The organism is Streptomyces sp. NPDC052721 (assembly GCF_040678315.1).
Lineage (GTDB): Bacteria > Actinomycetota > Actinomycetes > Streptomycetales > Streptomycetaceae > Streptomyces.
On sequence record NZ_JBFATL010000047.1, the window covers coordinates 1 to 25254 of the forward strand.

A 25254-nucleotide genomic window follows, 5' to 3' on the forward strand; every position below is an offset into this window, starting at 1 on the left:
AGCCCTACACCTCAGACGCCGAACGACAAGCAGCGTTCCCCGACTGGCTTCACTGGTACAACTACCACCGACCCCACACCGGCATCGGCGGCCAACCACCAGCCAGCCGCGTCACCAACCTCCCCGGACAGCACACCTAGGGCCAGCGGGTGCCCCGGTGGCTGACCCTGCTGTGCCTATGTCTACGCCTGGGGCAGGGAGTCGCCCTGGACCGCCTGGATGTCCAGCTCGACCTTCAGCGTCGTACCGATCGCCGCGATCCCGGCCTGGAGGACCTGGTTGTAGTTCATCGCGAAGTCCTCGCGGTGCAGTTCGGTGGTGGCCCGGAACGCGGCCCGGGTGCCGCCCCACGGGTCGGCGCCGGTGCCCAGGTAGGCCAGGTCCAGGTCGACGGGCCGTACGACCCCGTGCAGGGACAGCTCGCCGTGCACGGTCCAGCGGTCGGAGCCGGCCTGCGTCAGTGCCGTGGAGCGGTAGGTGATCTCGGGGTGGTTCCCGACGTCGAGGAAGTCCGCGGAGCGCAGGTGGGTGTCGCGCATGCCGTTGCCGGTGTCGATGGACGCGGCCCTGATCACCGCTTCCACCCGGGACTTGGTGATGTCGTCGGGCGCGATCTCGATCGTGCCGCCGAACTCCGTGAACCGTCCGTGCACGCTGGAGATGCCCAGGTGCTGGGCGACCGCGGCGACGGAGGAGTGCGCCGGGTCGATGGTCCAGGGGCCGGGCGGCGGCAGTTCGGTGCCGCCCTGCCGGGCCAGCGTGACCGTGCCGACCTCGGCGCGCCCGCTCGCGGTGACGATCGCGGTGGACGCGGCGGGCGCGTAGCCGACGGCGGTCACGATCACGGTGTACGCCCCCGGCGCCAGCTCGGTGGTGTCCCGCACGGCCCCCTCGGCGTCCGCCTCGGCCCGCAGCACCTGCGTGCCGGTCATGTCGGTCACCGTGACGACCGCGTGCGACACGGCCCACCCGTCCCGCGTACGGATCTTCGCGGTCAGTCCCATCCCGTTTCTCCCTGAAAAAAGCTCAAAAAATGGTCGTATGAGACCGGCCCGTGGCGGGCGCGCCCTCCGCTCAAGGCGCGCGCCGCCACGGGCCGGGTGAACTACTCGCCCGGGTGGGCGAGTTCGATGTCGTGGCCGTCGACTCCGGTGCCGGAGACGGTCAGGGCCGTCGCCACCGGCGGGTAACCCGTCGCGATGACGGTGTACTCGCCGCTGTCCAGGTCGGTGAAGGCGTACGCCCCGTCCGTGCCGGTGGTGGCGCTGCCGACCACGTTGCCGGCCTGGTCGACCAGGGTCACCCGGGCGTCGGCCAGCGGGCCGTGCGGGGCCCGGACGACACCCTGGAGCCGGGCGCCGGCGTCCAGGTCGACCTCGATCCGGGTGACGCCGGTGGCGCCGACCTCGACCGGCAGGGCGCGCGGCCGGAACCCGCTCGCGTTGACCGCGACGGTCACGGTGCCGGGCACCAGGTCGGTGAGGGCGAAGTCGCCCTGCTCGCCGGTGGCGGCGGTGGCCAGCAGGTCCCCGCGCACATCGGTGACGATCACCATCGCGTCCTTGACCGGCAGCGCGCTGCCCGCGGCCCGGACCACACCGGTCAGCCCGCTGGTGCCGCTGAGCAGGATGTCGTACGACAGCGGTTCCTCGCCCACCACGACGGTGGAGGCCTGCGGCTGGTAGCCGTCGGCGGAGGCGATCAGGACGTAGCTGCCGGTGCCCGGGGCGTCGAGCGCGTAGGAACCGTCGGCCTGGGCGACCGCGCGGCCCAGCTGGCGGCCGGACAGCGAGATCAGGGTGACCGCGGCCTGCGGGACCGGGGCGCTCTCGGCGCCGCGGACGAAGCCGTGCACCGGGGTGCCGCCGGAGCCGCCGGGCTCGGCGATCGTGGCGACGGCCGCCATCGGCCGGGTGGCGGTGGCCCTGCCGTCGGAGGCGGCCCCGGTGGTGGCGGCGACCGCGGCCGGGACCGGTGCGGCGGCCGGGGCCTGGGCCTCGGCGACGGCCGGCGCGGCGGCCGGGTCGGTCACGGGGGCCTCACTCTCGGCGGCCTGTGCGAGCGCGCCCTTGGTCTTCAGCGGGACCTCCTTGATGAACAGCGTGATCAGGAAGGCGACGGCGGCGAGGCAGCCGGCGATCAGGAAGACGTCGGCGATGCCGTGGCCGTAGGCGCTCTCCAGCAGCGTCCGGATGGGCTTCGGGAGCGCGTTCATGTCCGGGATGCTGTCGGTCGAACCGGAGCCGCCGGCCAGGGCCTTCTGGTACTTCGGGCTCAGGTCGGCGACGCCGTCCTGGACGTAGTGGGTGATCCGGCGGGACATCACCGCACCCAGCGCGGAGACGCCGACCGCACCGCCGAGGGAGCGGAAGAAGGTGACCGTGGAGCTGGCCGAGCCGAGGTCGGACGGGGCGACCTGGTTCTGCGTGGCGAGGACCAGGTTCTGCATCATCATGCCGATGCCGAGACCCAGCAGCGCCATGAAGACGGCCATCTTCCAGTAGGCGGTGTCGTACCGGATGCCGCCGAGCAGCAGCAGGCCGGCCGTGACCAGCACGCCACCGCTGACCAGCCACGCCTTCCAGCGGCCGGTGCGGGTGATGAACTGACCCGAGACGGTCGAGGAGACGAACAGACCGCCGATCATCGGGATGGTCAGGACGCCCGACATGGTCGGGGACTTGTCGCGGGCCAGCTGGAAGTACTGGCTGAAGAAGACGGTGCCGGAGAACATGGCGATGCCGACGAACAGCGAGGCGAGCGACGCCAGGGTGATCGTGCGGTTCCTGAACAGGCGCAGCGGGATGATCGGCTCGCTCGCCCTGGACTCGACGAGCACGAACAGCGCGCCGAGGACGATCGAACCGCCGACCATCGCGTAGGTCTGCCAGGACAGCCAGTCGTACTTGTCACCGGCGAAGGTGACCCAGACCAGCAGCAGGGAGACGGCGGCGGAGATGAGGGTCGCGCCGCCCCAGTCGACTTTGACCTCCCGCTTGACGACGGGCAGGTGCAGGGTCTTCTGCAGCACGATCAGCGCGATGACGGCGAAGGGGACGCCGACGTAGAAGCACCAGCGCCAGCCCAGCCAGTCGGTGTCGGTGATGACACCGCCGAGCAGCGGGCCGCCGACGGTGGCGACGGCGAAGGTGGCACCCAGGTAGCCGGAGTACCGGCCGCGCTCACGCGGGGAGATCATCGCCGCCATGACGATCTGCGCCAGGGCGGACAGACCGCCGACGCCGATGCCCTGGAACACCCGGAAGGTGATGAGCATGCCGGGGTTCTGCGACAGACCGGCCGCCATGGAGGCGACCACGTAGATGATCAGGGCTATCTGGACGAGAGCCTTCTTGCTGTACAGGTCGGCGAGCTTGCCCCACAGGGGAGTGGCCGCGGTCATCGACAGCAGGGCGGCGGTGACCACCCAGGTGTAGGCGGACTGGCCGCCGCCGAGGTCCCCGATGATGTGCGGCAGGGCGTTGGAGACGATCGTGGACGACAGGATCGCCACGAACATGCCGAGCAGCAGCCCGGACAGTGCCTCCATGATCTGCCGGTGGGTCATCGGGGCGTCGCCGTGGGAGCCTCCCCCGTGCTTGGCGTGAGCCCGCACACCGGCTGGTGTGGTCGTTGCCATGGGCTTCCTTTTCTTACGTGCTTGCGGGTGTACGGGTGGTCTCTTCGTCTACGGGAGCGGGGAGCCGCAGCGGGGCGGACCGGCAGTCGCCGAAGGACGCGCGCAGGCGCGTCATCAGCCGGATCAGCTCGCCGACGTCCTCGTCGGTCCAGTCCGCGAGCCGCTCGGCCAGCAGATGTGTGGTCCGCCGGGACAGGTCGTCCAGCTGGTCCGACCCCGCGGGCGTCAGGCGCAGGATGCGCGAGCGCTTGTCCGCGGGGTCCGGGTGCCGTTCGATCCAGCCGCGTGCGGCGACGTGCGCGACATGGCGGCTGGTGACCGACATGTCCACGGCGAGCAGCTCCGCGAGCTTGCTCATGCGCATGTCGCCGTGGCGGCCGAGCAGGGTCAGCACGGCGGCCGAGCCGGCCGGGCAGTCGGGCGGCAGGATCCGCCCCATGTCCCGTTTCACGGCTCCGACGGCACTGAGCTGACGCGCCAGCTCTTCAAACTGCGCCTGCTCGGCCATCACACCTCCCGTATTCGTTGCTTGGGGCAACCATAGGACTGCTTGGTTGCTGAAGGCAAACAAACAGGGGTCCGGCGGCGCAAAAACTTGGCAAAGGCAAGTATTGCGAACGTAAATATGCAGATGGGTGCGGGTGGCGTGCCCCTGTCTGTCCCGGTGGCCCCGCACTTGGGTCGGTCACCGGGATTCGCTAGGGTCTCGGGGCATGGCTAACACCCAGGGCCCCCAGGGCAATTACGACCCCGCAGGCAGCACCCAGATGTTCCGCGCGTTCGTCGACGAGGCTCCTCAGGGGCGCCAGCAGCAGGCGGCCACGTCCTCCGGCCCCCGGGTCGGTCTGATCATCGGCGTCATCGTGGCGCTCGCGGTGGTGGCCGGCGTCGCCTGGCTGGCGATCAAGTAGGGCTCACTCCCACCGGACGGACACGTCCCGCGTCTCGATGCGCATGCCGAGCGGTACGCGCCACTCGTCCACGCACACCGTCCAGGTGGGGCTCCTGCGCGCACCCGGCGCGACCGGCACCGGCAGCTCCACGGTCGACTCGACCGTCCCCCAGTCGATGCCGAGCGCGCCGATGATGTGCGTCCCGAACGTCACCGACCCCGAACGCACCGCCGTACCGCCCGAGTTGCGGAAGACGACGGTCACCTTCTGGCACCACCGCTTGTCGGTGTCCTCGGTCGCCGGTGCGCTCCAGGAGAGGTCGGCGGGTGTGGCGGGGGGCGTCGTACGGCTCGGAGCGGGATCCGGGCTCGGCGAGGCCGACGGCGGAGTCGTACGGCCGTCGGGGCCGCCGCGGGGGCGCGAGGTGCCGGGGGTGTCCTCGCCGGTGGGCGTCGGCGCCGGCACCGGTGCGGCGGAGTGCGGACCACCGGACGGGGCCGATCCCTCCGGGTGCGCTGCGGAGCCGGTCCCGCGCGGGGCGCCCTCGCGTCCACCGCGACCCTTCTCCCCGTCGAGCGGCACGAGGATCACCGACCCGGACGGCGCTACGGCCGTCGGGCCACCCCGCCCCGCGCCGACCGCGGTGTAGCCGCCGCCGGGACCACCGCCCGCGCACGCGGCGAGCACCCCGCCCAGGCAGACGAGGGCCGCCGACGCTGCCGTAACGGCGCCTCGGCGGCCACGCGTCCATGTCGTCGTACGAAGCGTCCCGGTACGAAGCATCCGGTCATGGTGGCTGACGCATCGTCAGATGGGAAGCGGACGGGAAGCGTCAGTCCGAGATCAGACCCTCCCGCAACTGCGCCAGCGTCCGGGTCAGCAGGCGGGAGACGTGCATCTGGGAGATGCCGACCTCCTCGCCGATCTGTGACTGGGTCATGTTGGCGAAGAAGCGGAGCATGATGATCCGGCGCTCCCGGGGCGGGAGCTTGGCCAGCAACGGCTTGAGGGACTCGCGGTACTCCACGCCCTCCAGGGCCGCGTCCTCGTAGCCGAGCCGGTCGGCGAGCGAGCCCTCGCCGCCGTCGTCCTCGGGGGCCGGGGAGTCGAGGGAGGAGGCGGTGTAGGCGTTGCCGACCGCGAGGCCGTCGACCACGTCCTCCTCGGAGACACCGAGCACGGCGGCGAGCTCGGTCACCGTGGGGGAGCGGTCCAGCTTCTGGGACAGCTCGTCGCTGGCCTTGGTGAGGGCCAGACGCAGTTCCTGGAGCCGGCGCGGGACCCGCACCGACCAGGAGGTGTCGCGGAAGAACCGCTTGATCTCGCCCACGACCGTCGGCATGGCGAACGTCGGGAACTCCACGCCCCGTTCGCAGTCGAACCGGTCGATCGCCTTGATCAGGCCGATGGTGCCGACCTGGACGATGTCCTCCATCGGCTCGTTGCGCGAGCGGAACCGCGCCGCCGCGTAGCGGACCAGCGGCAGGTTCAACTCGATCAGGGTGTCCCGGACGTACGCCCGCTCGGGGCTGTCCTCGCCCAGCGCGGCCAGGCGCAGGAACAGTGAGCGGGACAGGGTGCGGGTGTCGATGGTGGCCGTGACCTGCGCGGCCGGGACAGCTTCGGCGGCCGGGCCGGCGGCCGGGGACGGCACGGCTTCGAGGGCCGTGACGCCCTCGAATCCGTCGAGGACGTCGAGAGCGTCGAGCTCCTTGGGCGCTGCCTCGCTCTTCGCGGGCGTCAGCACCTTCGAGCTGCCCTGGTCTGCGGACATGCCACCCCCTTTGGGTCGCGGGACGGTCGCGGCGGCGCCGTCTCTTTCGAGCAACGCAGCCTTCACCTGAATACCGGAGCCGGAGCCCCGGCAAACGCGCTTCCCGCAGAATGTCACATGTCGGCAACGCGCTGTACCGACATGTCGACATGTGAGATCTGAATCGGCCCTGCAAACAAGGGGTCTGACGGCATTTCGGAACGGAACTGTCGGCAACAGCCCTGGTGAGCGATTCGCCCGCGCCGGTTACCGCTCGATCAGGTTTGCGATGCAGTGGCGTTCGGGGCGTGCTTCCGTGCGCCCGCTATGCATCAGTAGGCGCGGCGTCTGCTGCGGCTATGCGTCGATCCGATTTGCGGAACGCAGTCGCTGGAAGCTACGGGCGAGGAGGCGTGAGACGTGCATCTGGGAGACGCCGAGTTCCGCGCTGATCTGTGACTGGGTGAGATTGCTGTAGTAGCGCAGGAGAAGGATTCGCTGTTCTCTCTCGGGGAGTTGGACGAGGAGATGGCGGACCAGGTCGCGGTGTTCCACGCCGTCCAGGGCCGGGTCCTCGTAACCGATCCGGTCCAGCAGTCCGGGCAGTCCGTCGCCCTCCTGGGCGGCCTCCAGCGAGGTGGCGTGGTACGAGCGTCCCGCCTCGATGCAGCTGAGCACCTCGTCCTCGCTGATCCGCAGCCGGTCGGCGATCTCGGCGGTGGAGGGCGAGCGGCCGTAGAGCGTGGTCAGGTCCTCGGTGGCGCTGTTGACCTGCACCCACAGCTCGTGCAGCCGGCGCGGGACGTGGACCGTGCGGACGTTGTCCCGGAAGTACCGCTTGATCTCGCCGACCACGGTGGGCATCGCGAAGGTCGGGAACTGCACGCCCCGGTCGGGGTCGAAGCGGTCGATGGCGTTGATCAGTCCGATGGTGCCGACCTGGACGACGTCCTCCATGGGCTCGTTGCGGGAGCGGAAGCGGGCGGCGGCGTAGCGCACGAGCGGGAGGTTCGCCTCGATCAGCGCTCCGCGCACCCGGTTGTGCTCCGGCGTGCCAGGGGTGAGCTCCTTCAGCTCGGCGAACAGCACCTGGGTCAGGGCCCGGGTGTCCGCGCCGCGGCGCTTCTCGGGGGCCGGCGGGGTAGGAGCGGGCGCCTCTTCCTGGGGCGGCGCAGTACTGGCCGACACGGTCAACGCCACCTCTTCGTCGGTCAATCATCCGTCAAAAGCGGTCATAGCATCACAAGACATGTGCACCGTGTGCAAGCACCTGATAACCCCGTGTTGGGGTTCAAACGCCGACAAATTGGGTACGCATCGCACGAAAAACCCCTCGCCGGAACGGCGAGGGGTTCTGGCGAGCGCGGGGATCAGAATGCGTAGTCGGCGATCACCCAGGTGGCGAACTCGCGCCACAGCGCGACGCCCGCCTGGTGGGCCGGGTGCTCCAGATAGCGCTTGAGGGCGTCGGCGTCCTCGACGGCCGAGTTGATCGCGAAGTCGTAGGCGATCGGCCGGTCGCTGATGTTCCAGGCGCACTCCCAGAAGCGCAGCTCCTCGATCTGACCGCCGAGGGCCCGGAAGGCCTCCACGCCCGCCACGACCCGCGGATCGTCGCGCTCGACGCCCTCGTTGAGCCTGAAGAGGACCAGGTGGCGGATCATGGGGTGTACCTCAGCTCTTTCCTCCGCGGGCGACCCAGGTCATGAAGTCACCGATGGCCTTGGCGGCGTCCGATATGCCCTCGAAGCCTATCTGGACGTAGTCGGCCGCCTTGGCCGGATCCGTGATGATCACGTACAGCGCGAAGACCACGAGCACGTACACGGCGATCTTCTTGGCGTTCACCGCCACCGCGGCCTCCCCTGTACCAGTGCCCCTCGGGCCCCTGCTGCCTGCCGGCCGTGAGTGTAACGTTCAGGGCTTCGCGTACGGCCAACAGCGCGCCGTCGTACGCGCGTTGTGTCCGCACTACGCGAAAGACCCCGTCGGACGACGGGGCCTTTCTGTGAGCGGTAGCGGAGGGATTTGAACCCTCGGTGACTTGCGCCACACTCGCTTTCGAGGCGAGCTCCTTCGGCCGCTCGGACACGCTACCGAGGGAGACCCTACAGCACGGGGGGCCGTGGTTCGAAATCGATATGCGGCGGCGGCTCAGCGGGCACGGAAGAACTCGGTGAGGAGCCGGGCGCACTCCGCCGCGAGCACGCCCTCGATGACCTCCGGCCGGTGATTGAGCCGGCGGTCGCGCACCACGTCCCACAGGGAGCCGGCCGCGCCCGCCTTCTCGTCCCGGGCGCCGTAGACCACCCGGTCCACCCGGGACTGGACGAGCGCCCCCGCGCACATCGTGCACGGCTCCAGCGTGACGACGAGCGTGCAGCCGGTCAGCCGCCACTCCCCGAGCCGGGCCGCCGCCCGCCGGATCGCCAGGACCTCCGCGTGGGCCGTGGGATCACCGGTGGCCTCGCGCTCGTTGTGCCCGGCACCGAGCACCGTCGTACCGTCCGGGGACAGCACGACGGCGCCGACCGGGACGTCCCCGCCCCGGACGGCCAGCCCCGCCTCGTCCAGGGCGAGCATCATCGCTGCGCGCCAGGGGTCCCGCACCGGGTCCGGCGTGCCCTGCGCTCGCTGTGACGTGGTCAGCGGACGGTCTCCAGCACCTCCGAGGCACCCAGGGCCTCGGCGATCGTGTTCAGCGCGTCGTCGGCGTCCAGGGCGCGCAGTTCCTTCTCGCTGATGCCCAGGTCGTCCAGGATCTCGCTGTCACCCACCGGGCTGTGGGGCACCGCGTCGGTGGCGGCGGCACCCTCCTCCTCGTCGTCGTCCTCGGACTCGCCGTCCTCGGTGCCGTCGAGGTCCAGGGAGTCCAGGTCCGGGACGTCGTCCGCGCCGGGCTCCCGGCCGAGCAGCTCGTCGGTGAGCAGCAGCTCCCCGTACGCGCTGCGCTGGGCGGCGGCGGCGTCCGAGACGTAGATGCGAGGGTCGTCCTCGCCGTCCACGCGGACGACACCGAACCAGGCGTCCTCCTGCTCGATCAGGACGAGCACCGTGTCCTCGTCGGGAGAGGCTTCCCGGGCCAGGTCGGCCAGATCCGACAGGGTCTCCACATCGTCGAGCTCTGTGTCGCTCGCTTCCCACCCGTCTTCGGTGCGCGCGAGCAGTGCGGCGAAGTACACCGTGACTCTCCCACTGGTCATAGGCGTGCCGGTTGGGGGTCCCCCCGGCGGAGGTACTTGGGCGGAGAGAGCTGGGCTCCGAGCCCCACCCACTCGGAATCGTGGCAGAAAGAAAGCTTCCAGGGGACGTCTTCGGCTCCCTGTGTCTGGCTGTTTCGATCGTGGATCCGCGATCGGCTCACCAGCGCGCTCATTGCCGCCACCTGCGGATCGTACGCGGCTTTTCCCGGCGCTCACGCACGCCAGCCTCCCGACACCGGCGTGAGCGTGAATCCTCCGCCCGGGGAACGGGCCCCGGAACTACCAGCGGAACGTCCGCATGCGCATCGCGTGGCGCAGCCGGGCGGCCTTGGCGCGCCGGGGCTGGACCCGGGCGCGCAGCGCACGGGCCTCGGCGAGATCGCGCAGGAACTGCGCGCGGCGGCGCCGGCGTTCGCTCTCGCTCTCGGGTCTGTCGGAATCGGTCCGCGCCGAGCGCGCAGCGGGGCCGGTCGTGTCACCGGTGGGCCCGGAGGCGTCCGCGGGCAGGTCAGGCAGGTCAGACACGTCACACCACCCCAGTCCGTCCCTCCCACTTTCCCCCGGACGGCCGGTTTGACGCCAGCGCGAGGGCGATCCGGGGCGCAGGTACCGTTAGGGGCATGCGTCTCCATGTCGTCGACCACCCCCTGGTCGCCCACAAGCTCACCACGCTGCGCGACCAGCGCACCGACTCCGCGACCTTCCGGCGGCTCGCCGACGAACTGGTCACCCTGCTCGCCTACGAGGCCACGCGGGACGTGCGCACCGAGGCCGTCGACATCCAGACGCCGGTCGCGACGACCACGGGCGTCAAGCTCGCCCGCCCCCGCCCGCTGGTAGTGCCGATCCTGCGGGCCGGCCTCGGCATGCTGGACGGCATGGTCCGGCTGCTGCCGACCGCCGAGGTGGGCTTCCTGGGCATGATCCGCAACGAGGAGACGCTGCAGGCGTCCACGTACGCCTCGCGCATGCCGGAGGACCTCTCGGGCCGCCAGGTGTACGTCCTCGACCCGATGCTGGCCACCGGCGGCACGCTGGTCGCGGCGATCCAGGAACTGATCAAGCGCGGCGCCGACGACGTCACGGCGGTGGTCCTGCTGGCCGCTCCCGAGGGCGTCGAGGTCATGGAGCGGGAGCTGGCGGGCACGCCGGTCACCGTGGTCACGGCGGCTGTCGACGACCACCTCAACGAGCTCGGGTACATCGTGCCGGGGCTGGGCGACGCGGGCGACCGGCTTTACGGGGCGGCGGAGTAGGTCCTCGCCCACCGAGGCGCGGCCCGTTCGCGGGTGCGGGGGCGTGCGTGGTTCTCGCGCCGTGCCCCGCGCCCCGTCCTCAGCAGCTCTTCTTCGCAGGGGCCGTCGGGGCGGGCTCGCTCAGCTTGGTCAGAGCCTGATCGGCCGCTCCCCGCTTGGCCAGCCCCTGGAAGGCGTCGCCGATGACCAGGTCGACGTCGGCCCCCTTGCGGACATCGGCGCGCGGTAGCGCACCGGCGAGCTGGGTGCCGAGGACCCGCAGTGAGGTGTCCTGCGCGGCGGCGGAGCCGAGAAGTATGCCGGTGCCCTTGACCTTCTTGTCGTACTGCTTCGACGCGTTGCCCACGTTGCCGATCTTGAAGCCGCGCTTCTTCAGCTCGTCCGCGGTGGTCTTGGCGAGCCCGGTGCGCTTGGTCGCGTTGTAGACGTTCACGGTGATCTGGCCGGGCTTGGGCAGGGCGTGCACCTGGGCCGCCGGGGCCGCGGCGGTCTTGGTCCGGCAGCCCGTGGTGGAACCGCTCGCCGTGTACTTGTCGCCGCCGCCGGTGAAGACGTCGATGAGCTGGAGCGTGCCCCAGCCGATCAGGCCGAGTGCGGCGACGGACGCCACCACGACGGCCACGAGCCTGCCGCGCCGCCGGGGCGGACGCATCCGAGGGTATTTGTCCCCCGTGATGCGGTACTGGCCGCCCATGCCGGGGGGAGTCAGCATGCTCATGGGCGCAGCGTAGTGCGCCCGAGCGGCGATGCCTATCAGATGATCAGTCGATGCCGCTCAGCGGAACCCGAAAGGGTCAACGGCCTTGTCGCGCCGGGTCAGTCGAGTTCGAGCACGCGCGCGTGCAGCACCTGGCGCTGCTGGAGGGCGGCGCGGACCGCGCGGTGCAGGCCGTCTTCCAGGTACAGGTCGCCCTGCCACTTCACGACGTGCGCGAAGAGGTCGCCGTAGAACGTCGAGTCCTCCGCCAGCAGTGTCTCCAGATCGAGCTGCTGCTTGGTGGTCACGAGCTGATCGAGGCGGACCGGGCGCGGCGCGACGTCCGCCCACTGCCGGGTGCTCTCCCGGCCGTGGTCGGGGTACGGCCGGCCGTTTCCGATGCGCTTGAAGATCACACGGAAAGCCTACCGGTCAAGACGTTCCGGGCGCAGCCATGGCGGCGGAGTGCGAGGCTTGAAAAGATGGATCAAATCGGGCATACGGGTTACTACGGGGACAGGGGTCGGAGATGAGTGACAGCGAGACCGTGCCGCCCGCCGGCCCGCAGGGGGTGCCCGCACTGCCCGCAGAGGCCCGGAAGATCGCCTCCGGTTACGCCTTCACCGGCCCCGCGCTCGATCTCGGCGCCCTCCTGTGGGACGGGGCGTGCCGCGCCGACGCGCCGGTCCGCATCCCGCTGCCCGTGCTCAACCGGCACGGGCTGGTCGCGGGCGCCACCGGCACCGGCAAGACCAAGACCCTCCAGCTGATCGCCGAGCACCTGTCGGCGCAGGGCGTGCCCGTGTTCCTCGCGGACATCAAGGGCGACCTGTCCGGCATCGCGCGCCCGGGCCAGCCGAACGAGTCTCAGCGAGACCGGCGCGCCGACCCCGGTCGCCGCCACGCGGCTGCGCGCCCCGGAGTCCCTGATGGGTCCGGTCGACCCCGCCGGACTCGACCGGGCGGTCCGTGACTCAGCGCTCCACGACCGTTATGCACAGGCTGTGGACCGCGAGTCGGCGTACGAGAGGCTGAGCGCCGCCCGGCCGGCGCCTCGGACGCCGAAGCCGGCTGCCGCACGCGCCCCCCAGGAGGAGCCGTCGCTGGTCGAACAGGTCGTCAGCAGCGGGATGTTCAAGTCGCTGGCCCGTTCGGTCGGCACCCAGCTCGGCCGCGAGATCACCCGTTCCCTCTTCGGCACCGCCCGGCGGAGGCGGTAGCCCGCCCCCGCCGGTGCCGGGTCAGCGGTCCCGTTCCTCGGGCGACCGCTGGGGTTCCGGTGTCCGCTGGTCCGGCCGGGGGGCCGTACCGCGCCGGGCCTCCGCGCGCAGCAGGGCGCGCAGGACGGCGTAGGGATCCTTGGGCATGGCTGTGCTGCTCCTTGCGTCGAGCCGACTGACCTCGCGGGGAACGCGGTCTGTCAGCAGCGCAGGACCACCGTGCGCAGCAGGGGCGCGGTGTACGGCGCCCGGTGGGCGGCCGGGCCCGGACGGGCCGCCGGACGGGCGGGCGCGGGGGCGGGGAGGGGCGCGAGCCGCTCGGGCGCGTCGGCCCGGTGGACCGAGCGGGCCGGCGGCCGTAGCGGCGTGTCGAGGACGTCGTGCTCGGCCGTCTCGGCGGCCACGGCGAGGTCCGGGACCGCCTGGGCCGGCCCATGCGCGCCGGGCACCCACAGGGCGAGGAGCAGCACGACGACGCGTAGCCAGGTACGGCCCCGGGGCGTGCTCCTGATCCTGCTCACGCCGCCTTTTTTCCCGCGGCACGCGGGAAGCGCAGCACGCGGGGGGCGAGATCCACCCGCGCGGAGTACGTCCGAGACACGGGGTTGACGGCGGTCGTGGGGCGGTGGAGGCGGGGGTTCGGGGGGAGGTTGTGGGGGCACAGCGGGGTGCTGGTGGTGGCAGCGGGGGTCTGGCGGTGGTGGCCTGGGGGGCTGGCGGTGGTGGTCGGTAGGGAGCATGGCCAGAGGCCGGAGAACCGGGCTGCGTGATCACGCAGAAGACGGCCTGACCGCTGTTGCGGTGGTGGCGGGGGTCCTGGGAGGTGGTGGCCGGTAGGGCGGTGGCGGCGGGGCCCGACGGGGTTCCGGTGGCGGTCACAGCCAGGGGCCCGGCGGCGGTCGCGGCGTGGGGCTTGGTGGTGGTCTCGGCGGTCGCATCGGGGGCTCGGCGGCGGTCGCGGGGGCGATTGCAGCGGGGATCCCGGTGGTCGCAGTGGGATTCCGGCGGTCGCGGTCAGGGGGTCCTGCAGTTGTGGGGGACGGTTGCGGCGGGGGAACGGAGTTGGTCGTGACGGTGGTCGGTGGTCTGGTCACAGTGTCTGCGGTACATGGCGGGTCCGGCCGCGGATGCCGAACGCGGTCACGATCTCCACGATCCCCACCGCGACCAGCCAGATCCCGCCGACGAGGGTCAGCACGGCGACCGACTCGAACGGCGAGTCGATGAGCACGATCCCGGCGACGAAGGTCAGGATCCCGAGGAAGATCTGCCAACCCCGGGCGGGCATCCGGGAGTCGTGCACGGCGGCGAGGGTCTGTGTGATGCCGCGGAACAGCCAGCCGATGCCGATCCACAGGGCGAGAAGCAGGATCGACTGCATGGGCCCGCGGAAGCAGAACAGGCCGAGCAGGATGGACAGCGCGCCGCTGATGAAGGCGAGGACCCGCAGCGAGGTCGCCCGGTGCGTGCCGAACGCGGACACCAGTTGGAAGACCCCGCTGTACAGCAGGTAGAGGCCGAACAGCACACCGGCGGCCAGCAGGGAGGCGCCCGGCCAGACCAGTACCAGGACGCCGAGCACCAGGGAACCGATCCCGGTGAGCAGGACGACCTGCCAGGCGGCGCGGGACAGGGCGTGCAGCGGGCCCTCGAACGGCGGCTCCGGTTCATGGTGAGTGCGGGGTGGCTCCGCCGCGGGGTGGCCGCCCGGTGACGCCCCCGCGTGCACATGCCGGTCGTCGTACGCACGGTCCCGCTCCGGACCGCTGCTCGGTACCTCGCTCATGCCCCATGCTGAGATCGGCCGGGCGGCGGGAGCCACCGGGGTGGGCCGAGCGGGTGGTGGGGGTGGGGGTGGTGGCGGTGCGGCGTTGGTGAGCTGGGGCTACCGTCCCGGCAGGGGGCAGGGGGCAGGGGGCAGGGGGCAGGGGGCAGGGGGCAGGGGGCAGCAGGGGGCAGGGGGCAGGGGGCAGGGGGCGGCTCTTCAGGGCGCCGCGCGACCCGAGCGCCCTTCAAGGCACGGCAGGCCCCCGGCCGCCTTTCGGAGCACGGTGGCATCCGGCCGCTCTGGGACGCGCGGTGCACCGGGCTGTTCTTCGGGCGCGGCGGGCCCCGGCCGCCCTTCGGAACGCGGCGGGGCCCGGCCGTTCTCGGGCGTGCGGCGGGGCTCGGCCGTTCTCGGGCGTGCGGCGGGGCTCGGGCGCTTTTCGGGCGTGCGGCGGGGCTCGGGCGTTTTTGGGCTCGTCGCGGAACTTGGCCGTCCAGGGCCGGGTCCCCTTCCTTGGCCGTCCAGGCCGGGCCCCCTGCGGGGCGTGGTGGCAGCCCGCCCGTGGCCTTACTTCTTCGCCGCCTTGGCCGCCTTCGCCGCCGCCTTCATCTCCTGTTTGTGGGCGCGGACCTTGGCCAGGGACTCGGGGCCGGTGATGTCGGCGACGGACCGGTAGGACTTCGGTTCGCCGTAGGCTCCCGCTGCCTCCCGCCAGCCGTCGGGTGTGACCCCGAGCCGCTTGCCGAGCAGGGCCAGGAAGATCTGTGCCTTCTGTTTGCCGAACCCCGGCAGGTCCTCCAGCCGCCGCAGCAGCTCGGCTCCGCTGTCCACGCCGCGCCAGACCGCCTCAGCGTCCCCGTCGTAGTGCTCGACGAGGTACTGGCACAGCTGCTGGATCCGCTTCGCCATGGAGCCCGGGTAGCGGTGCACCGCGGGCTTCTCGGAGAGCAGTGCGGCGAAGGCCTCGGGATCCATCGCCGCGATCTCGTGCGCGTCCAGGTCGTCCGTGCCGAGCCGGTCGGCGATGGTGCGGGGTCCCTTGAACGCCCACTCCATGGGGATCTGCTGGTCCAGCAGCATCCCGGTCAGCGCGGCGAGCGCGGAGCGCCCGAGCAGCGCGTCGGCCGCGGGGTCCTGGGCGAGGTGCAGGGTGACGTCCATGCGTCGATGATCCCGCGCGCGGGGTGGCTCCGCCCACTGGGTGGCCATTCGTCCCCCGGTGGTCCCCGGCTCGTCCGTCGCCGCTCACTGCGCGCGCCAGTACCCCAGGGCGTGCACCGGGTGCTTCGGCACGCCGAGGTCCTTGCGGACGTAGGCCGCGAGCGTGCGGGTGGTCGCGGTGTCGCAGGCGATCCAGACGTAAGGGTGCGGGCTGCCGGCGAGGACGGCGGGTGGCTCGGCGCGGACCCGTTGCACCAGGTCGGCGCCCGCGTCCCGGCGCGGCACCGCCCGCATCTCGTGCCGGCCGGGCTCGGTCCGGCAGGGCAGCCCCGCCGGGTCCCCCTCGGACCAGACGGTGGCCGGCGCCGGACCCAGCGCACCGAGCAGGGAGTTGATCGTGGGCAGCGAGGCCGGACCGCCGATCGCGACGACGAAGGTGCCGACCGTGTCCGGGAGTCGGGTGGCAGGGCGGTCGTCCTCCCGTCCAGCCTTCCCGGAGCTGACGGCGGGGGACCGGCGAGCGGTCGTCGACACCACCCTCACCAGCGTCTTACAACACGCTCTCGCCCGGCCTGGTCGCCCGGCCCGGCCTGGCGGAGGCCTGGCCGGACGGCGTACGGCGCCGGCTCGCCGCCGCCCCCACCGGCCGCCTGGGCCGCCCCGAGGACGTGGCCGACGTCTGCGTCTTCCTCGCCTCCCCGCTCGCGGCCTGGATCACCGGCCACGACCTGGCGGTGGAGGGCGGGGTGACGACCCGTCCGGCCTGGTGAGCAGGCGGCCGGTTCCCCTCGTACCTATAGGGAGGCACGGGTGCACGGTGGGAACGGAGGCTGACGGTGCTGCGCGACGCGGACAACGACGGAGCCCACGGCGGAGACCGTGAGCGAGCCCGGGACGGCGGCCGGCGACCGCGAGGACGACGCGGCCCGTCGCGGCGCCCGGCAGGCACGTTCCTGCTGGTACTCCTCCTCCCCGCCCTCCTCCCCGCCCTCCTCCTCGTCACGGCGACGCCCGCATCGGCCCACGCCGTCCTGCGCGCGACGGACCCCGCCGACGGAACCGTCCTGCGCACCGCCCCCCGCCACGTCACCCTCGCCTTCACCGAGTCGGTCGGCCTGCTGACCGACTCCTTCCGGATCTACGACCCCGGGAACCGCCGCGTCCGCACCGGCCCCGCCGGTCACGCCGCCGGCCGCTCCGACACCGCGCGCGTCACCCTCCCCGCCCGGCTCGCCACCGGGACGTACACGGTCGCCTGGCGGGTGGTGTCGGCCGACAGCCATCCGGTGTCCGGCGCCCTCACCTTCTCCGTCGGGAAACGCACGGTGGCACCGGCGGCCCTGCCCCAGGAGCGCGCGGAGGACGGGGCCACCACGGCCCTGCACACCATCGCGCGCTACCTCGCCTACCTGTCCCTGGCACTGCTCCTGGGCACGGCCGCGTTCGTGGCGTACTGCCGCCCGCCGACGACGGCCCACCTGCGCACCCCCGCCCTGGCCGCCGCGACCACGCTCCTGGCCTCCACCCTCGCCGTGTACCTCCTGCGAGCCCCCTACGAGGAGGCCGCCTCCCCGACGACCGCCTTCTCCCTCTCCGCCCTCACCCACACGGCGACGACCCGCCCCGGCCGGCTCCTGCTGCTCCGTCTGGCGCTGCTGCTCCTGGCCGCGGCCGCCGTGACCCTTCTCGCTACCCGCCGCGTCAGGCTCCCGCGCCGCGCCGCGCTCGCGGCGGCCACGGCCCTCGCCGTCGCCCTGACCCTGACCTGGTCGGCGTCCGACCACGCCTCGGCGGGCGTCCAGGTGCCGGCGGCGATCGTCTCGTCCACGCTGCACCTGCTGGCCATGGCGGCCTGGCTGGGCGGCCTGGCCGCGCTCCTGTGGACCCTGCGGCGCGCCCCGGAACCGGCTGCCGCCCTGCCGGCCTCGGTCCCGGCCCGCTTCTCCCGCCTGGCGTTCACGGCGGTGGTGGTCCTGGTCGTGACCGGCGTCTACCAGTCCTGGCGGGGCCTGGGCTCCTGGCAGGCGCTCACGGACACGACGTACGGCCGCACGCTCCTGGCGAAGCTGGCGGCGGTCACCGCGCTGCTCCTCGCGGCGGCCTGCTCCCGCACCTGGACGGCCCGCCTGACCCGTCCCGCGGGAGCCGCCGTCCGCGCCCGCGTCCCCGAACCGGCCATGGGCCCTCCGCTCCCCGAACTCCCCCCGGAACCACCCCCCGCCCCACCCCTCCGCCTCCTGCGCCGCTCGGTCCTCGTGGAGGCGGTGGCCGCCGCGCTGGTCCTGGCCCTGACCACCCTCCTGACCAGCACGGTCCCCGGCCGCGCGGCGACGGAGTCCGCCGCCCCGTCCACGCCCTCGGCGGCGACGGGCGTCCAGACGGCCTCGGTCACCACGATCCCCTTCGACACCGGCGCCCCCGGCGGCCACGGCAAGGTCCAGCTCACCCTGGACCCCGGCCGCGTCGGCACCAACTCCCTCCAGGCGGTGATCTACGGCCCCGACGGCGGCCTCGCCACGGTTCCCGGGCTCCGCGTCACCCTCACGCTCCCGGCACAGCGCCTGGGCCCCCTGGACACCAGGCTCACCGACCGCGGCGGCTACTGGTCCACCCCCGCGTTCACCGTGCCCCTCCCCGGCACCTGGACGATGAAGGCGACGGTCCGCGTATCGGACCTGGACCAGGTGACGGTGTCGGCGCCGGTGCGGGTGACGCGGTAGGGCGAGGGGCCGGCGGGGTCAGACAGCGTGCAGGAAGAGCTGCGGGGACCAGGCGGTGCAGCTGCCGGGCCCCGCCTCGTCGATGGCGCCGGCACACGCCCTGACCTTGAAGTTCCAGTCGCCGCGCGCGGGCGCGTCCACCGTGGCGACCCGGTACTCGCCGATGCGCAGCTGCCAGCTGTACCAGCCGAGCCGTGACGGATACGTGTACCGCACCTCGTAGTAGGCGTAGCGGGGGCTGGAATAGCCGCCGTAGTACACCCTCAGCGTGTTGGCGCACCCGTCGAAGCGGGCACCGGCGTACGGGGTGTCCGCGTACTTGAACCGGTTGGGCGAACCGCCCAGGCTCGTCCCGCCCCCTGGCGGATACGCGTCCCGGGACGTGCAGGGGCTCGCCGGAGCGGAGGCCGGCACCCGTGCCTGCGCCGCGGTCGCCGTGCCGCCCCCGGAGACGACGGCGACCAGCAGGGCCGCAGCAGCGGCCACAGCACTGAACGTACGCCCCAACGCCCTCACCTCCAGCGAAAGAAGCTCCGTCACCACAGTGCACTTTCGCCCCACAGGTCGCATCCGGACACGGACCCGGACCCGGATACGCCAGAGGGCCGGACCATCTGATGTGGTCCGGCCCTCTGGGCTGGCGGAGGATACGAGATTCGAACTCGTGAGGGGTTGCCCCCAACACGCTTTCCAAGCGTGCGCCCTAGGCCTCTAGGCGAATCCTCCGCCGGAAACATTACATGACCGAGGGGAGTGCTCGCGAACTCGTTCCCGCAGGCCGTCCCCGGGTGGGGTCGCGGGTCCCGGTCGGGTACAGACCGCTGCCCGTCATCGGGTACTGTGGGGCACAGCCCCTCACGCGGCGCTATCTGACTGAACTCCCCCAGGGCCGGAAGGCAGCAAGGGTAGGTCGGCTCTGGCGGGTGCGTGGGGGGCGCTTGCGTTCCGGCCTGGGGGTGCGGACTCGGGGCGGGGCCGGTTGTCAGTGGGCGCCATTAACCTCGTATGCGTGTCGTCTCTCGCGCTGTACCGCCGCTATCGCCCGGAGACCTTTGCCGAGGTCATCGGGCAGGAGCATGTCACCGACCCGCTGCAGCAGGCGCTGCGGAACAACCGGGTCAATCACGCGTACCTGTTCAGCGGTCCGCGTGGATGTGGCAAGACGACCAGCGCGCGCATCCTGGCCCGCTGTCTGAACTGTGAGCAAGGTCCCACCCCGACGCCCTGCGGCGCGTGCCAGTCGTGCCGCGACCTCGCGCGCAACGGACCCGGATCGATCGACGTCATCGAGATCGACGCGGCCTCTCACGGTGGTGTGGACGACGCCCGTGAGCTGCGCGAAAAGGCCTTCTTCGGTCCCGCGAGCAGCCGGTACAAGATCTACATCATCGACGAGGCCCACATGGTCACGTCGGCCGGCTTCAACGCGCTGCTGAAGGTCGTCGAGGAGCCGCCCGAGCACCTGAAGTTCATCTTCGCGACCACCGAGCCCGAGAAGGTCATCGGCACCATCCGGTCGCGGACCCATCACTACCCGTTCCGCCTGGTGCCGCCCGGCACCCTGCGGGACTACCTCGCCGAGGTGTGCCAGAAGGAGGACATCCCGGTCGAGGACGGCGTCCTGCCGCTCGTCGTGCGCGCGGGCGCCGGCTCCGTGCGTGACTCCATGTCCGTCATGGACCAGCTCCTCGCCGGCGCCGGAGCGGACGGTGTGACGTATGCCATGGCCACCTCCCTCCTCGGCTACACCGACGGCTCCCTGCTCGACTCCGTCGTGGAGGCCTTCGCCACCGGTGACGGCGCCGCCGCCTTCGAGGTGGTCGACCGGGTCATCGAAGGGGGCAACGACCCGCGCCGCTTCGTCGCCGACCTGCTGGAGCGGCTGCGGGACCTGGTGATCCTCGCCGCCGTGCCCGACGCCGTGGAGAAGGGGCTCCTCGACGCCCCGGCCGACGTCCTGGAGCGGATGCAGGCCCAGGCCGAGACCTTCGGCGCCGCCGAGCTGAGCCGCGCCGCCGACCTGGTCAACGAGGGCCTGACCGAGATGCGGGGCGCCACCTCGCCCCGACTCCAGCTGGAACTGATCTGCGCCCGCGTCCTGCTCCCCGCCGCCTACGGCGATCAGCGGTCCGTGATGGCCCGGCTCGACCGCCTGGAGCGCGGCATCAGCTTCTCCGGCGGCGCCGGTGCGCCGGCCATGGGGTACGTCCCCGGACCCGAGGCCCACGGCGGCGCCCTCGCGTCGGGCCCCGGTGCCGGTATCGGTCCGGGTGCCGGTGGCTCGCCCGTGCCGCCCGGCGGGGGGCCTGCGGCGGCTCGGGCGGCGGTCCGGGCCGCGGGGGCTCCGGGTGCTCCGGCTGCGACGGGTGCGCCCGCTGGGGCTGGGGCTGGGGCTCCGGCCGGTCCGGGCGGCCCCTCCGGTCCGGCTGGTCCGGGTGAGCCGGCTCCGGTCGCTCCGGTGCCTACGGCGCCCGCGCCTGCTCCCGCCCCCGCGCCCGCTCCCGTCGCCCAGGCTCCGGCTGCCCCTGCCACCCCCGCTCCGGGCGCCTGGCCCACCGCCGCCCCTGCCGGAGGTGGCCGCCGCCCCGGTGGCTGGCCCACGGCCACCGCTCCGGGCGGACAGCAGGGGCAGAGCCAGAGCGCCGGGCAGGGACAGGGTCCCGGCCGCGCGACGCCCGCCCCCGCCCAGCCCCAGCCGTCGTACCAGCCGGTCCAGTCCCCGTCCCCGGCCGCCCCGTCCCCGGCGCCCCAGGCTTCCGTCCCGGCCGCCCCCGCCGGCGGTCTCGACCCGCGCGCGCTCTGGCCGAACATCCTGGAGGCCGTCAAGAACCGCCGCCGCTTCACCTGGATCCTGCTCAGCCAGAACGCCCAGGTGACCGGCTTCGACGGCACGACCCTCCAGCTCGGCTTCGTGAACGCCGGCGCCCGTGACAACTTCGCCGGCAGCGGCAGCGAGGACGTGCTGCGGCAGGCGCTGGCCGAGCAGTTCAACGTGCAGTGGAAGATCGAAGCGGTCGTCGACCCGTCGGGCGGCGGCTCCGCCCCACCGGTCGCAGGCGGCTATGGCGGAGGCGGCGGCTACGGCGGCTCTCCCGCCGGTGGTGCCCCCGGCGGCGGTGGCTACGGCGCCCCGGCCGCACCCCGTCCCGGAGCCTCCCAGCCGTCTCCGCAGCCGCCCGCCGCCCCGCAGAGCAGCGTCCCGGCCGCCCCCGCCCCGGCACCCCGGCCGGCCGCCGCGCCCGAGCCGCCGCCCGTCTCCCCCGAGGACGACATCCCGGAGGACGACGACCCGGATCTCGACGAGTCGGCGCTCTCCGGCCATGAGCTGATCGTGCGGGAGCTGGGGGCGACGGTGGTGGAGGAGTTCTCCAACGAGTGAGGGGCCCCGCGCACGGGGAACGGCCGTCTTTGGAGGAAAGTCCAACAAACCCGGCGCCCAGGCTTCGGCAACCTTGCCATTAGGCTGACCCCGTGAAGGTCCTCGTCATCGGCAGCGGCGCCCGCGAACACGCCCTGTGCCGCTCCCTGTCCCTCGACCCCGACGTCACCGCGCTGCACTGCGCCCCCGGCAACGCCGGCATCGCCGAGGTCGCCGAGCTGCACCAGGTCGACGCGCTCGACGGCGCCGCGGTGGCCGCGCTGGCCACCGGCCTCGGTGCCGAACTGGTCGTCGTCGGCCCGGAGGCCCCGCTGGTCGCCGGCGTCGCCGACGCCGTCCGCGCGGCGGGCATCCCGGTCTTCGGCCCCTCCGGGGAGGCCGCGCGGATCGAGGGGTCCAAGGCCTTCGCCAAGGACGTCATGGCGGCGGCCGGCGTGCCGACCGCCCGCTCCTACGTCTGCACCACCGCCGAGGAGGTCGCCGAGGCCCTCGACGCCTTCGGTGCCCCCTACGTCGTCAAGGACGACGGTCTCGCCGCCGGCAAGGGCGTCGTCGTCACGCCCGACGTCGAGGCCGCGAGGGCGCACGCCGCCGGATGCGAGCGGGTGGTGATCGAGGAGTTCCTCGACGGTCCCGAGGTGTCCCTGTTCGCCATCACCGACGGTGAGACGGTCGTCCCGCTCCAGCCCGCCCAGGACTTCAAGCGCGCCCTGGACGGCGACGAGGGCCCGAACACGGGCGGCATGGGCGCGTACTCGCCGCTGCCGTGGGCCGACCCGAAGCTGGTCGACGAGGTGCTGGAGACGGTGCTGCAGCCGACCGTGGACGAGATGCGCCGCCGGGGCACGCCGTTCTCCGGGCTGCTCTACGCCGGTCTCGCGATCACCTCGCGCGGGGTCCGGGTCATCGAGTTCAACGCCCGCTTCGGCGACCCGGAGACCCAGGTCGTGCTGGCCCGGCTGCAGACCCCGCTGGCCGGTGTCCTGATGGCCGCCGCCACCGGAAACCTCGCCGACCTGCCGCCGCTGCGCTGGAGCGAGGACGCGGCCGTCACCGTCGTCGTCGCCTCGCACAACTACCCGGGCACCCCGCGCACCGGCGACCCGATCACCGGCCTGGACGAGGTGGCGGCCGAGGACGCCCCGCACGCGTACGTGCTGCACGCCGGCACCAAGCGGGACGGCGACGCCGTCGTCAGCGCGGGCGGACGCGTGCTGTCCGTCACGGCCACCGGCAAGGACCTGGCCGAGGCGCGCGAGCGGGCGTACCGGGCGGTGGGCCGGATCCGGCTCGACGGCTCGCAGCACCGCACCGACATCGCGGCGAAGGCGGCACAGGCGGCGCAGACGCAGGCGTGAACACGGCCGGTACGGCTCCCTCGAACTGCCCCTCGTACCGCCCGACGCACCCCCATCAGGCCCCGGAGGCAATCCGGGGCCTGATCTTTGCTGTCTGTCACCCAGCTCTGACCAAAGCCATTCCATCGAGTGAGCAATCGCCCATATGGCTGACGGGGGCCAGGGCCCCAACTAGGGTGCCGCGCAAGCGTTCCGGCACTTGGCCCACCGGCATTGCGATGTCAGTGGCGGGTGCCACAGTGGGGGAGTGAGCAAGACCAGGGCAGCACGCGATCGCCAGGGAGGGGGCGAGATCGGCACGTGACCGGAATCGGTGCGGAGGCGGGCGCGCAGGCCGCGCGCTCCCGGGCCCTCGCCGTGCTGCGGGTCCGGGGCCGGGCGCTGGGCGTGGCCCTGCTGCCCGCGGGCGCCGAGGTGATCCTGCTGACCGGCGCCTCCACCGGCCATCTCGTCGGCCCGGGCTGGGACGCCGCCCGGTGGGTCGTCGGCGTGCTCGCGGTGCTGGTGCTGCCGGCCGCGGCCGGTATCGCGGTGGTCGTGGCCCGGGCGCGCCCCGCCATGAGTCCCACGGTGCCGATCCCGGAGGAGTCCGCCCCCGACCTGTACCGGATGGTGCGCGACCTCGCCGACCGGCTGGACGTGCCGGCGCCCTCGGCCATAGCGCTCACCCCGGACTGCGACAGCTGGCTGGAGGACCGGGCCCATTCGGCCCACGGGCCACCCCCGCGTCAGGCGCCGGACGAGATAGCGGGCCGCGGCCGCCGCCGGACCCCCCTCGCGCCGGTCCTCGTCATCGGCTCCCCGTTCCTGTGGTGGATGCGCGTCGGCGAACTGCGCGCGGTCCTCGCCCCGGTCATCGCGGGTACGGGCCCCTCGGCGCACCCGGACATAGCCGCCGCCCGCCGCTTCGTGCGCGGGCTGGACGCGGCCGTGGCCGTCGCCTCGACCACGGGCCGCTGCCCGCTGACCCGCGGGGGATGCGCCGCCCTCGGTTGGGTGGCCCGTCTGCTGCTGCGCGGCTGCCGGGAGCACGCGACCCAGATGGAGCGCGGGGTCGCGGCGGCGGCGGCCGAGCGGGCACAGGCGGTGGACTACGGCCTGCGGATCGTCGCCCAGGAGCAGGTCGGACTCGCGTACGCCGGCTGGGACCGGCTGCTGACGAGAGTGGCGCTGCCGGCCTGGCGCATGGGGCGGTGGCCGTCCCGGCTCGACGCGGGGGTGGTGGCGGCGCTCACCGAGCTCTCCCGCCGGGACCGGCTCGCCGAGGGCTTCGCCTCCCGGCTCGGCGAGCGACCCGCGTGCGACCTCCTGGAGGAGCCCGGCGCGATCGACGAAGCCGCCTCCCTCCTCGCCGCCCGGCTCTTCCACGGGGGCCCCGCCGGGTCGGGCCCCGACTGGGCGCCGGTGGACTGGCAGGCGTACCCGGAGGAGGTCGTGGACCGCACCTGGCGCGCCGACGCGGCCCGCCTGCACCGCGTCCTGGACACCCTCGGCGTCCGCCCCTCCCTGGACCCCCGCACCCCCGACCCCGGCGGCCCCACCCTGGCCCGAGTCCTGGACCACCTCACGGCCACCGCCGACGGCGTGGTCTGGGGGGCGGTGGACGCGGGCGCTGCTGCGGGGGCGAGGGGTGCCGGGGTCGCCGGCGCGTCCGGTCCTGGGGCGGACGGAGCCGGGGCTGGCGTGATCGACGGTGCCGGCGCCACTGGGACTGCTGGTTCTGGACCACACGATGTTGCCTCCGGGGGCGAAGGTGCCGGGGCCATTGGGACTGCTGGTCCAGGAGCGGGCGGTGTTGCTCCCGGAACTGAAGGTGCCGGGGCCACTGGGGCTACTGGTTCTGGAGCGCACGATGTGACTTCCGGGGCCAAAGGTGCCGGGGCTACTTTGCCTTGTGGTTCCGGAGCTGAGGGTGCTGTTGCGGGGGTGATGGGTCCCCCGGCCGCTGGGGCCGCTGCTTCTGGAGCCGGCGGAGCTTCTCCCGGTACGACGGCCACCCCGGCCCCCCGTCCTTCCGCCTCCGGAGCTGGTGGGGCTGCTGCTTCGGGAGCCGGCGGCGCTGCTCCCGGTACGGCGGGTACTCCCGCCGCTGGGGCTGCTGCTTCCGGAGCCGACGATGCCGCCCCCGGTACGGCGGGCACCTCCGCCGCTGGGGCCGCTGCTTCCGGAGCCGGCGGCACAGCCCCCGGTGTGACGGGCACCCCGG

General features: G+C 73.0%; 25 protein-coding genes, 2 tRNA genes, 1 other RNA gene and 3 pseudogenes. 10 read left to right on the forward strand and 21 right to left on the reverse strand.

Going from position 1 to position 25254, the window contains the following annotated elements:
- A partial coding sequence (locus tag AB0L21_RS32845) for an integrase core domain-containing protein (protein ID WP_365788069.1) occupies positions 1–140 on the forward strand: 140 nt, incomplete at its 5' end.
- A gap of 42 nt (positions 141–182) precedes the next feature.
- Here AB0L21_RS32845 and AB0L21_RS32850 read toward each other — a convergent pair.
- The 3 genes from AB0L21_RS32850 to AB0L21_RS32860 all read right to left on the reverse strand — a co-directional run bounded on the left by AB0L21_RS32850 (position 183) and on the right by AB0L21_RS32860 (position 4148).
- A complete protein-coding gene (locus tag AB0L21_RS32850; RefSeq protein ID WP_365706351.1) occupies positions 183–1004 on the reverse strand; it encodes a YceI family protein in 822 nt (273 codons plus the stop codon).
- Between the two features lie 101 nt (positions 1005–1105).
- Positions 1106–3640 carry an MFS transporter gene (locus tag AB0L21_RS32855; RefSeq protein ID WP_365788043.1) on the reverse strand — a complete coding sequence of 845 codons (2535 nt, stop codon included), beginning with the start codon at positions 3638–3640 and terminating at the stop codon, positions 1106–1108.
- Positions 3641–3653: 13 nt separating this feature from the next.
- Positions 3654–4148 (reverse strand): MarR family transcriptional regulator, encoded by a 495-nt coding sequence (locus AB0L21_RS32860; RefSeq protein ID WP_365788044.1) that lies wholly within the window; start codon positions 4146–4148, stop codon positions 3654–3656.
- 205 nt (positions 4149–4353) lie between these two features.
- On the opposite strand from AB0L21_RS32860, the gene AB0L21_RS32865 reads away from it, so the two are divergent.
- Positions 4354–4551, forward strand: a complete 198-nt coding sequence (locus tag AB0L21_RS32865) for a hypothetical protein (RefSeq protein ID WP_365706357.1) — start codon at positions 4354–4356, stop codon at positions 4549–4551.
- A 3-nt stretch (positions 4552–4554) separates the two neighbouring features.
- Here AB0L21_RS32865 and AB0L21_RS32870 read toward each other — a convergent pair whose 3' ends face one another.
- From AB0L21_RS32870 to AB0L21_RS32910, 9 genes are all read right to left on the reverse strand, one after another.
- A complete protein-coding gene (locus AB0L21_RS32870; RefSeq protein WP_365788045.1) occupies positions 4555–5316 on the reverse strand; it encodes a hypothetical protein in 762 nt (253 codons plus the stop codon).
- 49 nt (positions 5317–5365) lie between these two features.
- Positions 5366–6307, reverse strand: a complete 942-nt coding sequence (locus tag AB0L21_RS32875; RefSeq protein ID WP_365706361.1) for an RNA polymerase sigma factor SigF — start codon at positions 6305–6307, stop codon at positions 5366–5368.
- 336 nt (positions 6308–6643) lie between these two features.
- Entirely contained in the window at positions 6644–7480 is an 837-nt protein-coding gene (locus AB0L21_RS32880) for an RNA polymerase sigma factor SigF (protein ID WP_365706515.1), read from the reverse strand.
- A gap of 176 nt (positions 7481–7656) precedes the next feature.
- Positions 7657–7950, reverse strand: a complete 294-nt coding sequence (locus AB0L21_RS32885; protein WP_132784964.1) for a Dabb family protein — start codon at positions 7948–7950, stop codon at positions 7657–7659.
- Between the two features lie 10 nt (positions 7951–7960).
- Positions 7961–8140: a hypothetical protein gene (locus tag AB0L21_RS32890; protein WP_365706363.1), complete on the reverse strand. Its 180-nt coding sequence runs from the start codon at positions 8138–8140 to the stop codon at positions 7961–7963.
- 159 nt (positions 8141–8299) lie between these two features.
- Positions 8300–8384: transfer RNA gene (locus AB0L21_RS32895), tRNA-Ser, on the reverse strand.
- 56 nt (positions 8385–8440) lie between these two features.
- On the reverse strand, positions 8441–8872 hold the full coding sequence (tadA, locus tag AB0L21_RS32900) for a tRNA adenosine(34) deaminase TadA (protein ID WP_365788070.1): 432 nt from the start codon (positions 8870–8872) through the stop codon (positions 8441–8443).
- A 59-nt stretch (positions 8873–8931) separates the two neighbouring features.
- Positions 8932–9468, reverse strand: a complete 537-nt coding sequence (locus AB0L21_RS32905) for a hypothetical protein (protein ID WP_365706517.1) — start codon at positions 9466–9468, stop codon at positions 8932–8934.
- Between the two features lie 300 nt (positions 9469–9768).
- Positions 9769–10014 (reverse strand): hypothetical protein, encoded by a 246-nt coding sequence (locus AB0L21_RS32910; protein WP_365706365.1) that lies wholly within the window; start codon positions 10012–10014, stop codon positions 9769–9771.
- Between the two features lie 95 nt (positions 10015–10109).
- On the opposite strand from AB0L21_RS32910, the gene upp reads away from it, so the two are divergent.
- On the forward strand, positions 10110–10745 hold the full coding sequence (gene upp, locus AB0L21_RS32915; protein WP_356346115.1) for a uracil phosphoribosyltransferase: 636 nt from the start codon (positions 10110–10112) through the stop codon (positions 10743–10745).
- 79 nt (positions 10746–10824) lie between these two features.
- Here upp and AB0L21_RS32920 read toward each other — a convergent pair whose 3' ends face one another.
- Together AB0L21_RS32920 and AB0L21_RS32925 are read right to left on the reverse strand one after the other, a co-directional pair.
- Positions 10825–11463 carry a LytR C-terminal domain-containing protein gene (locus AB0L21_RS32920; RefSeq protein WP_365706367.1) on the reverse strand — a complete coding sequence of 213 codons (639 nt, stop codon included), beginning with the start codon at positions 11461–11463 and terminating at the stop codon, positions 10825–10827.
- Positions 11464–11561: 98 nt separating this feature from the next.
- Entirely contained in the window at positions 11562–11858 is a 297-nt protein-coding gene (locus AB0L21_RS32925; RefSeq protein WP_004943146.1) for a type II toxin-antitoxin system VapB family antitoxin, read from the reverse strand.
- Between the two features lie 113 nt (positions 11859–11971).
- On the opposite strand from AB0L21_RS32925, the pseudogene AB0L21_RS32930 reads away from it, so the two are divergent.
- Positions 11972–12662: pseudogene (locus AB0L21_RS32930) on the forward strand (helicase HerA-like domain-containing protein).
- Between the two features lie 21 nt (positions 12663–12683).
- Here AB0L21_RS32930 and AB0L21_RS32935 read toward each other — a convergent pair.
- The 5 genes and pseudogenes from AB0L21_RS32935 to AB0L21_RS32955 all read right to left on the reverse strand — a co-directional run.
- The gene (locus tag AB0L21_RS32935; RefSeq protein ID WP_014673632.1) at positions 12684–12809 is read right to left on the reverse strand and encodes a hypothetical protein; all 126 of its coding nucleotides are present in this window, start codon (positions 12807–12809) and stop codon (positions 12684–12686) included.
- Positions 12810–12862: 53 nt separating this feature from the next.
- Positions 12863–13183, reverse strand: a complete 321-nt coding sequence (locus AB0L21_RS32940; protein WP_365788046.1) for a hypothetical protein — start codon at positions 13181–13183, stop codon at positions 12863–12865.
- Between the two features lie 569 nt (positions 13184–13752).
- The gene (locus tag AB0L21_RS32945) at positions 13753–14448 is read right to left on the reverse strand and encodes an HdeD family acid-resistance protein (RefSeq protein ID WP_365706371.1); all 696 of its coding nucleotides are present in this window, start codon (positions 14446–14448) and stop codon (positions 13753–13755) included.
- Positions 14449–14997: 549 nt separating this feature from the next.
- A complete protein-coding gene (locus AB0L21_RS32950; protein ID WP_365706373.1) occupies positions 14998–15591 on the reverse strand; it encodes an HhH-GPD-type base excision DNA repair protein in 594 nt (197 codons plus the stop codon).
- An 84-nt stretch (positions 15592–15675) separates the two neighbouring features.
- Positions 15676–16023, reverse strand: a pseudogene (locus AB0L21_RS32955) (SIP domain-containing protein); the annotation flags it as partial.
- A gap of 122 nt (positions 16024–16145) precedes the next feature.
- On the opposite strand from AB0L21_RS32955, the pseudogene AB0L21_RS32960 reads away from it, so the two are divergent.
- Positions 16146–16361, forward strand: a pseudogene (locus AB0L21_RS32960) (SDR family oxidoreductase); the annotation flags it as partial.
- A gap of 66 nt (positions 16362–16427) precedes the next feature.
- Positions 16428–18311, forward strand: coding sequence for a copper resistance protein CopC (locus AB0L21_RS32965; RefSeq protein ID WP_365788047.1), 1884 nt, complete (start codon positions 16428–16430; stop codon positions 18309–18311).
- Between the two features lie 18 nt (positions 18312–18329).
- On the opposite strand, the gene AB0L21_RS32970 is transcribed toward AB0L21_RS32965, so the two are convergent.
- Together AB0L21_RS32970 and AB0L21_RS32975 are read right to left on the reverse strand one after the other, a co-directional pair.
- Complete coding sequence (locus AB0L21_RS32970; protein WP_365788048.1) at positions 18330–18797, reverse strand: hypothetical protein; 468 nt, start codon at positions 18795–18797, stop codon at positions 18330–18332.
- Positions 18798–18949: 152 nt separating this feature from the next.
- Positions 18950–19037: transfer RNA gene (locus AB0L21_RS32975), tRNA-Ser, on the reverse strand.
- Positions 19038–19157: 120 nt separating this feature from the next.
- On the opposite strand from AB0L21_RS32975, the gene ffs reads away from it, so the two are divergent.
- From ffs to AB0L21_RS32995, 4 genes are all read left to right on the forward strand, one after another.
- Positions 19158–19256, forward strand: an RNA gene (gene ffs / locus AB0L21_RS32980) — signal recognition particle sRNA small type.
- Between the two features lie 64 nt (positions 19257–19320).
- Positions 19321–21690 (forward strand): DNA polymerase III subunit gamma and tau, encoded by a 2370-nt coding sequence (locus AB0L21_RS32985; RefSeq protein WP_365788049.1) that lies wholly within the window; start codon positions 19321–19323, stop codon positions 21688–21690.
- A 92-nt stretch (positions 21691–21782) separates the two neighbouring features.
- Positions 21783–23048, forward strand: a complete 1266-nt coding sequence (gene purD / locus AB0L21_RS32990; RefSeq protein ID WP_365706417.1) for a phosphoribosylamine--glycine ligase — start codon at positions 21783–21785, stop codon at positions 23046–23048.
- Between the two features lie 300 nt (positions 23049–23348).
- On the forward strand, positions 23349–25254 hold a 1906-nt coding region (locus AB0L21_RS32995), incomplete at its 3' end, for a hypothetical protein (RefSeq protein ID WP_365788050.1).

Bases quoted from the DNA above. Each gene is read 5' to 3' on its own strand.
- AB0L21_RS32855 (WP_365788043.1), bottom strand. From the start codon at position 3,640: ATGGCAACGACCACACCAGCCGGTGTGCGGGCTCACGCCAAGCACGGG.
- AB0L21_RS32850 (WP_365706351.1), bottom strand. From the start codon at position 1,004: ATGGGACTGACCGCGAAGATCCGTACGCGGGACGGGTGGGCCGTGTCG.
- AB0L21_RS32950 (WP_365706373.1), bottom strand. From the start codon at position 15,591: ATGGACGTCACCCTGCACCTCGCCCAGGACCCCGCGGCCGACGCGCTG.
- AB0L21_RS32860 (WP_365788044.1), bottom strand. From the start codon at position 4,148: ATGGCCGAGCAGGCGCAGTTTGAAGAGCTGGCGCGTCAGCTCAGTGCC.
- AB0L21_RS32875 (WP_365706361.1), bottom strand. From the start codon at position 6,307: ATGTCCGCAGACCAGGGCAGCTCGAAGGTGCTGACGCCCGCGAAGAGC.
- AB0L21_RS32920 (WP_365706367.1), bottom strand. From the start codon at position 11,463: ATGAGCATGCTGACTCCCCCCGGCATGGGCGGCCAGTACCGCATCACG.
- tadA (WP_365788070.1), bottom strand. From the start codon at position 8,872: ATGATGCTCGCCCTGGACGAGGCGGGGCTGGCCGTCCGGGGCGGGGAC.
- AB0L21_RS32935 (WP_014673632.1), bottom strand. From the start codon at position 12,809: ATGCCCAAGGATCCCTACGCCGTCCTGCGCGCCCTGCTGCGCGCGGAG.
- AB0L21_RS32865 (WP_365706357.1), top strand. From the start codon at position 4,354: ATGGCTAACACCCAGGGCCCCCAGGGCAATTACGACCCCGCAGGCAGC.
- AB0L21_RS32945 (WP_365706371.1), bottom strand. From the start codon at position 14,448: ATGAGCGAGGTACCGAGCAGCGGTCCGGAGCGGGACCGTGCGTACGAC.
- AB0L21_RS32870 (WP_365788045.1), bottom strand. From the start codon at position 5,316: ATGCTTCGTACCGGGACGCTTCGTACGACGACATGGACGCGTGGCCGC.
- AB0L21_RS32885 (WP_132784964.1), bottom strand. From the start codon at position 7,950: ATGATCCGCCACCTGGTCCTCTTCAGGCTCAACGAGGGCGTCGAGCGC.
- upp (WP_356346115.1), top strand. From the start codon at position 10,110: ATGCGTCTCCATGTCGTCGACCACCCCCTGGTCGCCCACAAGCTCACC.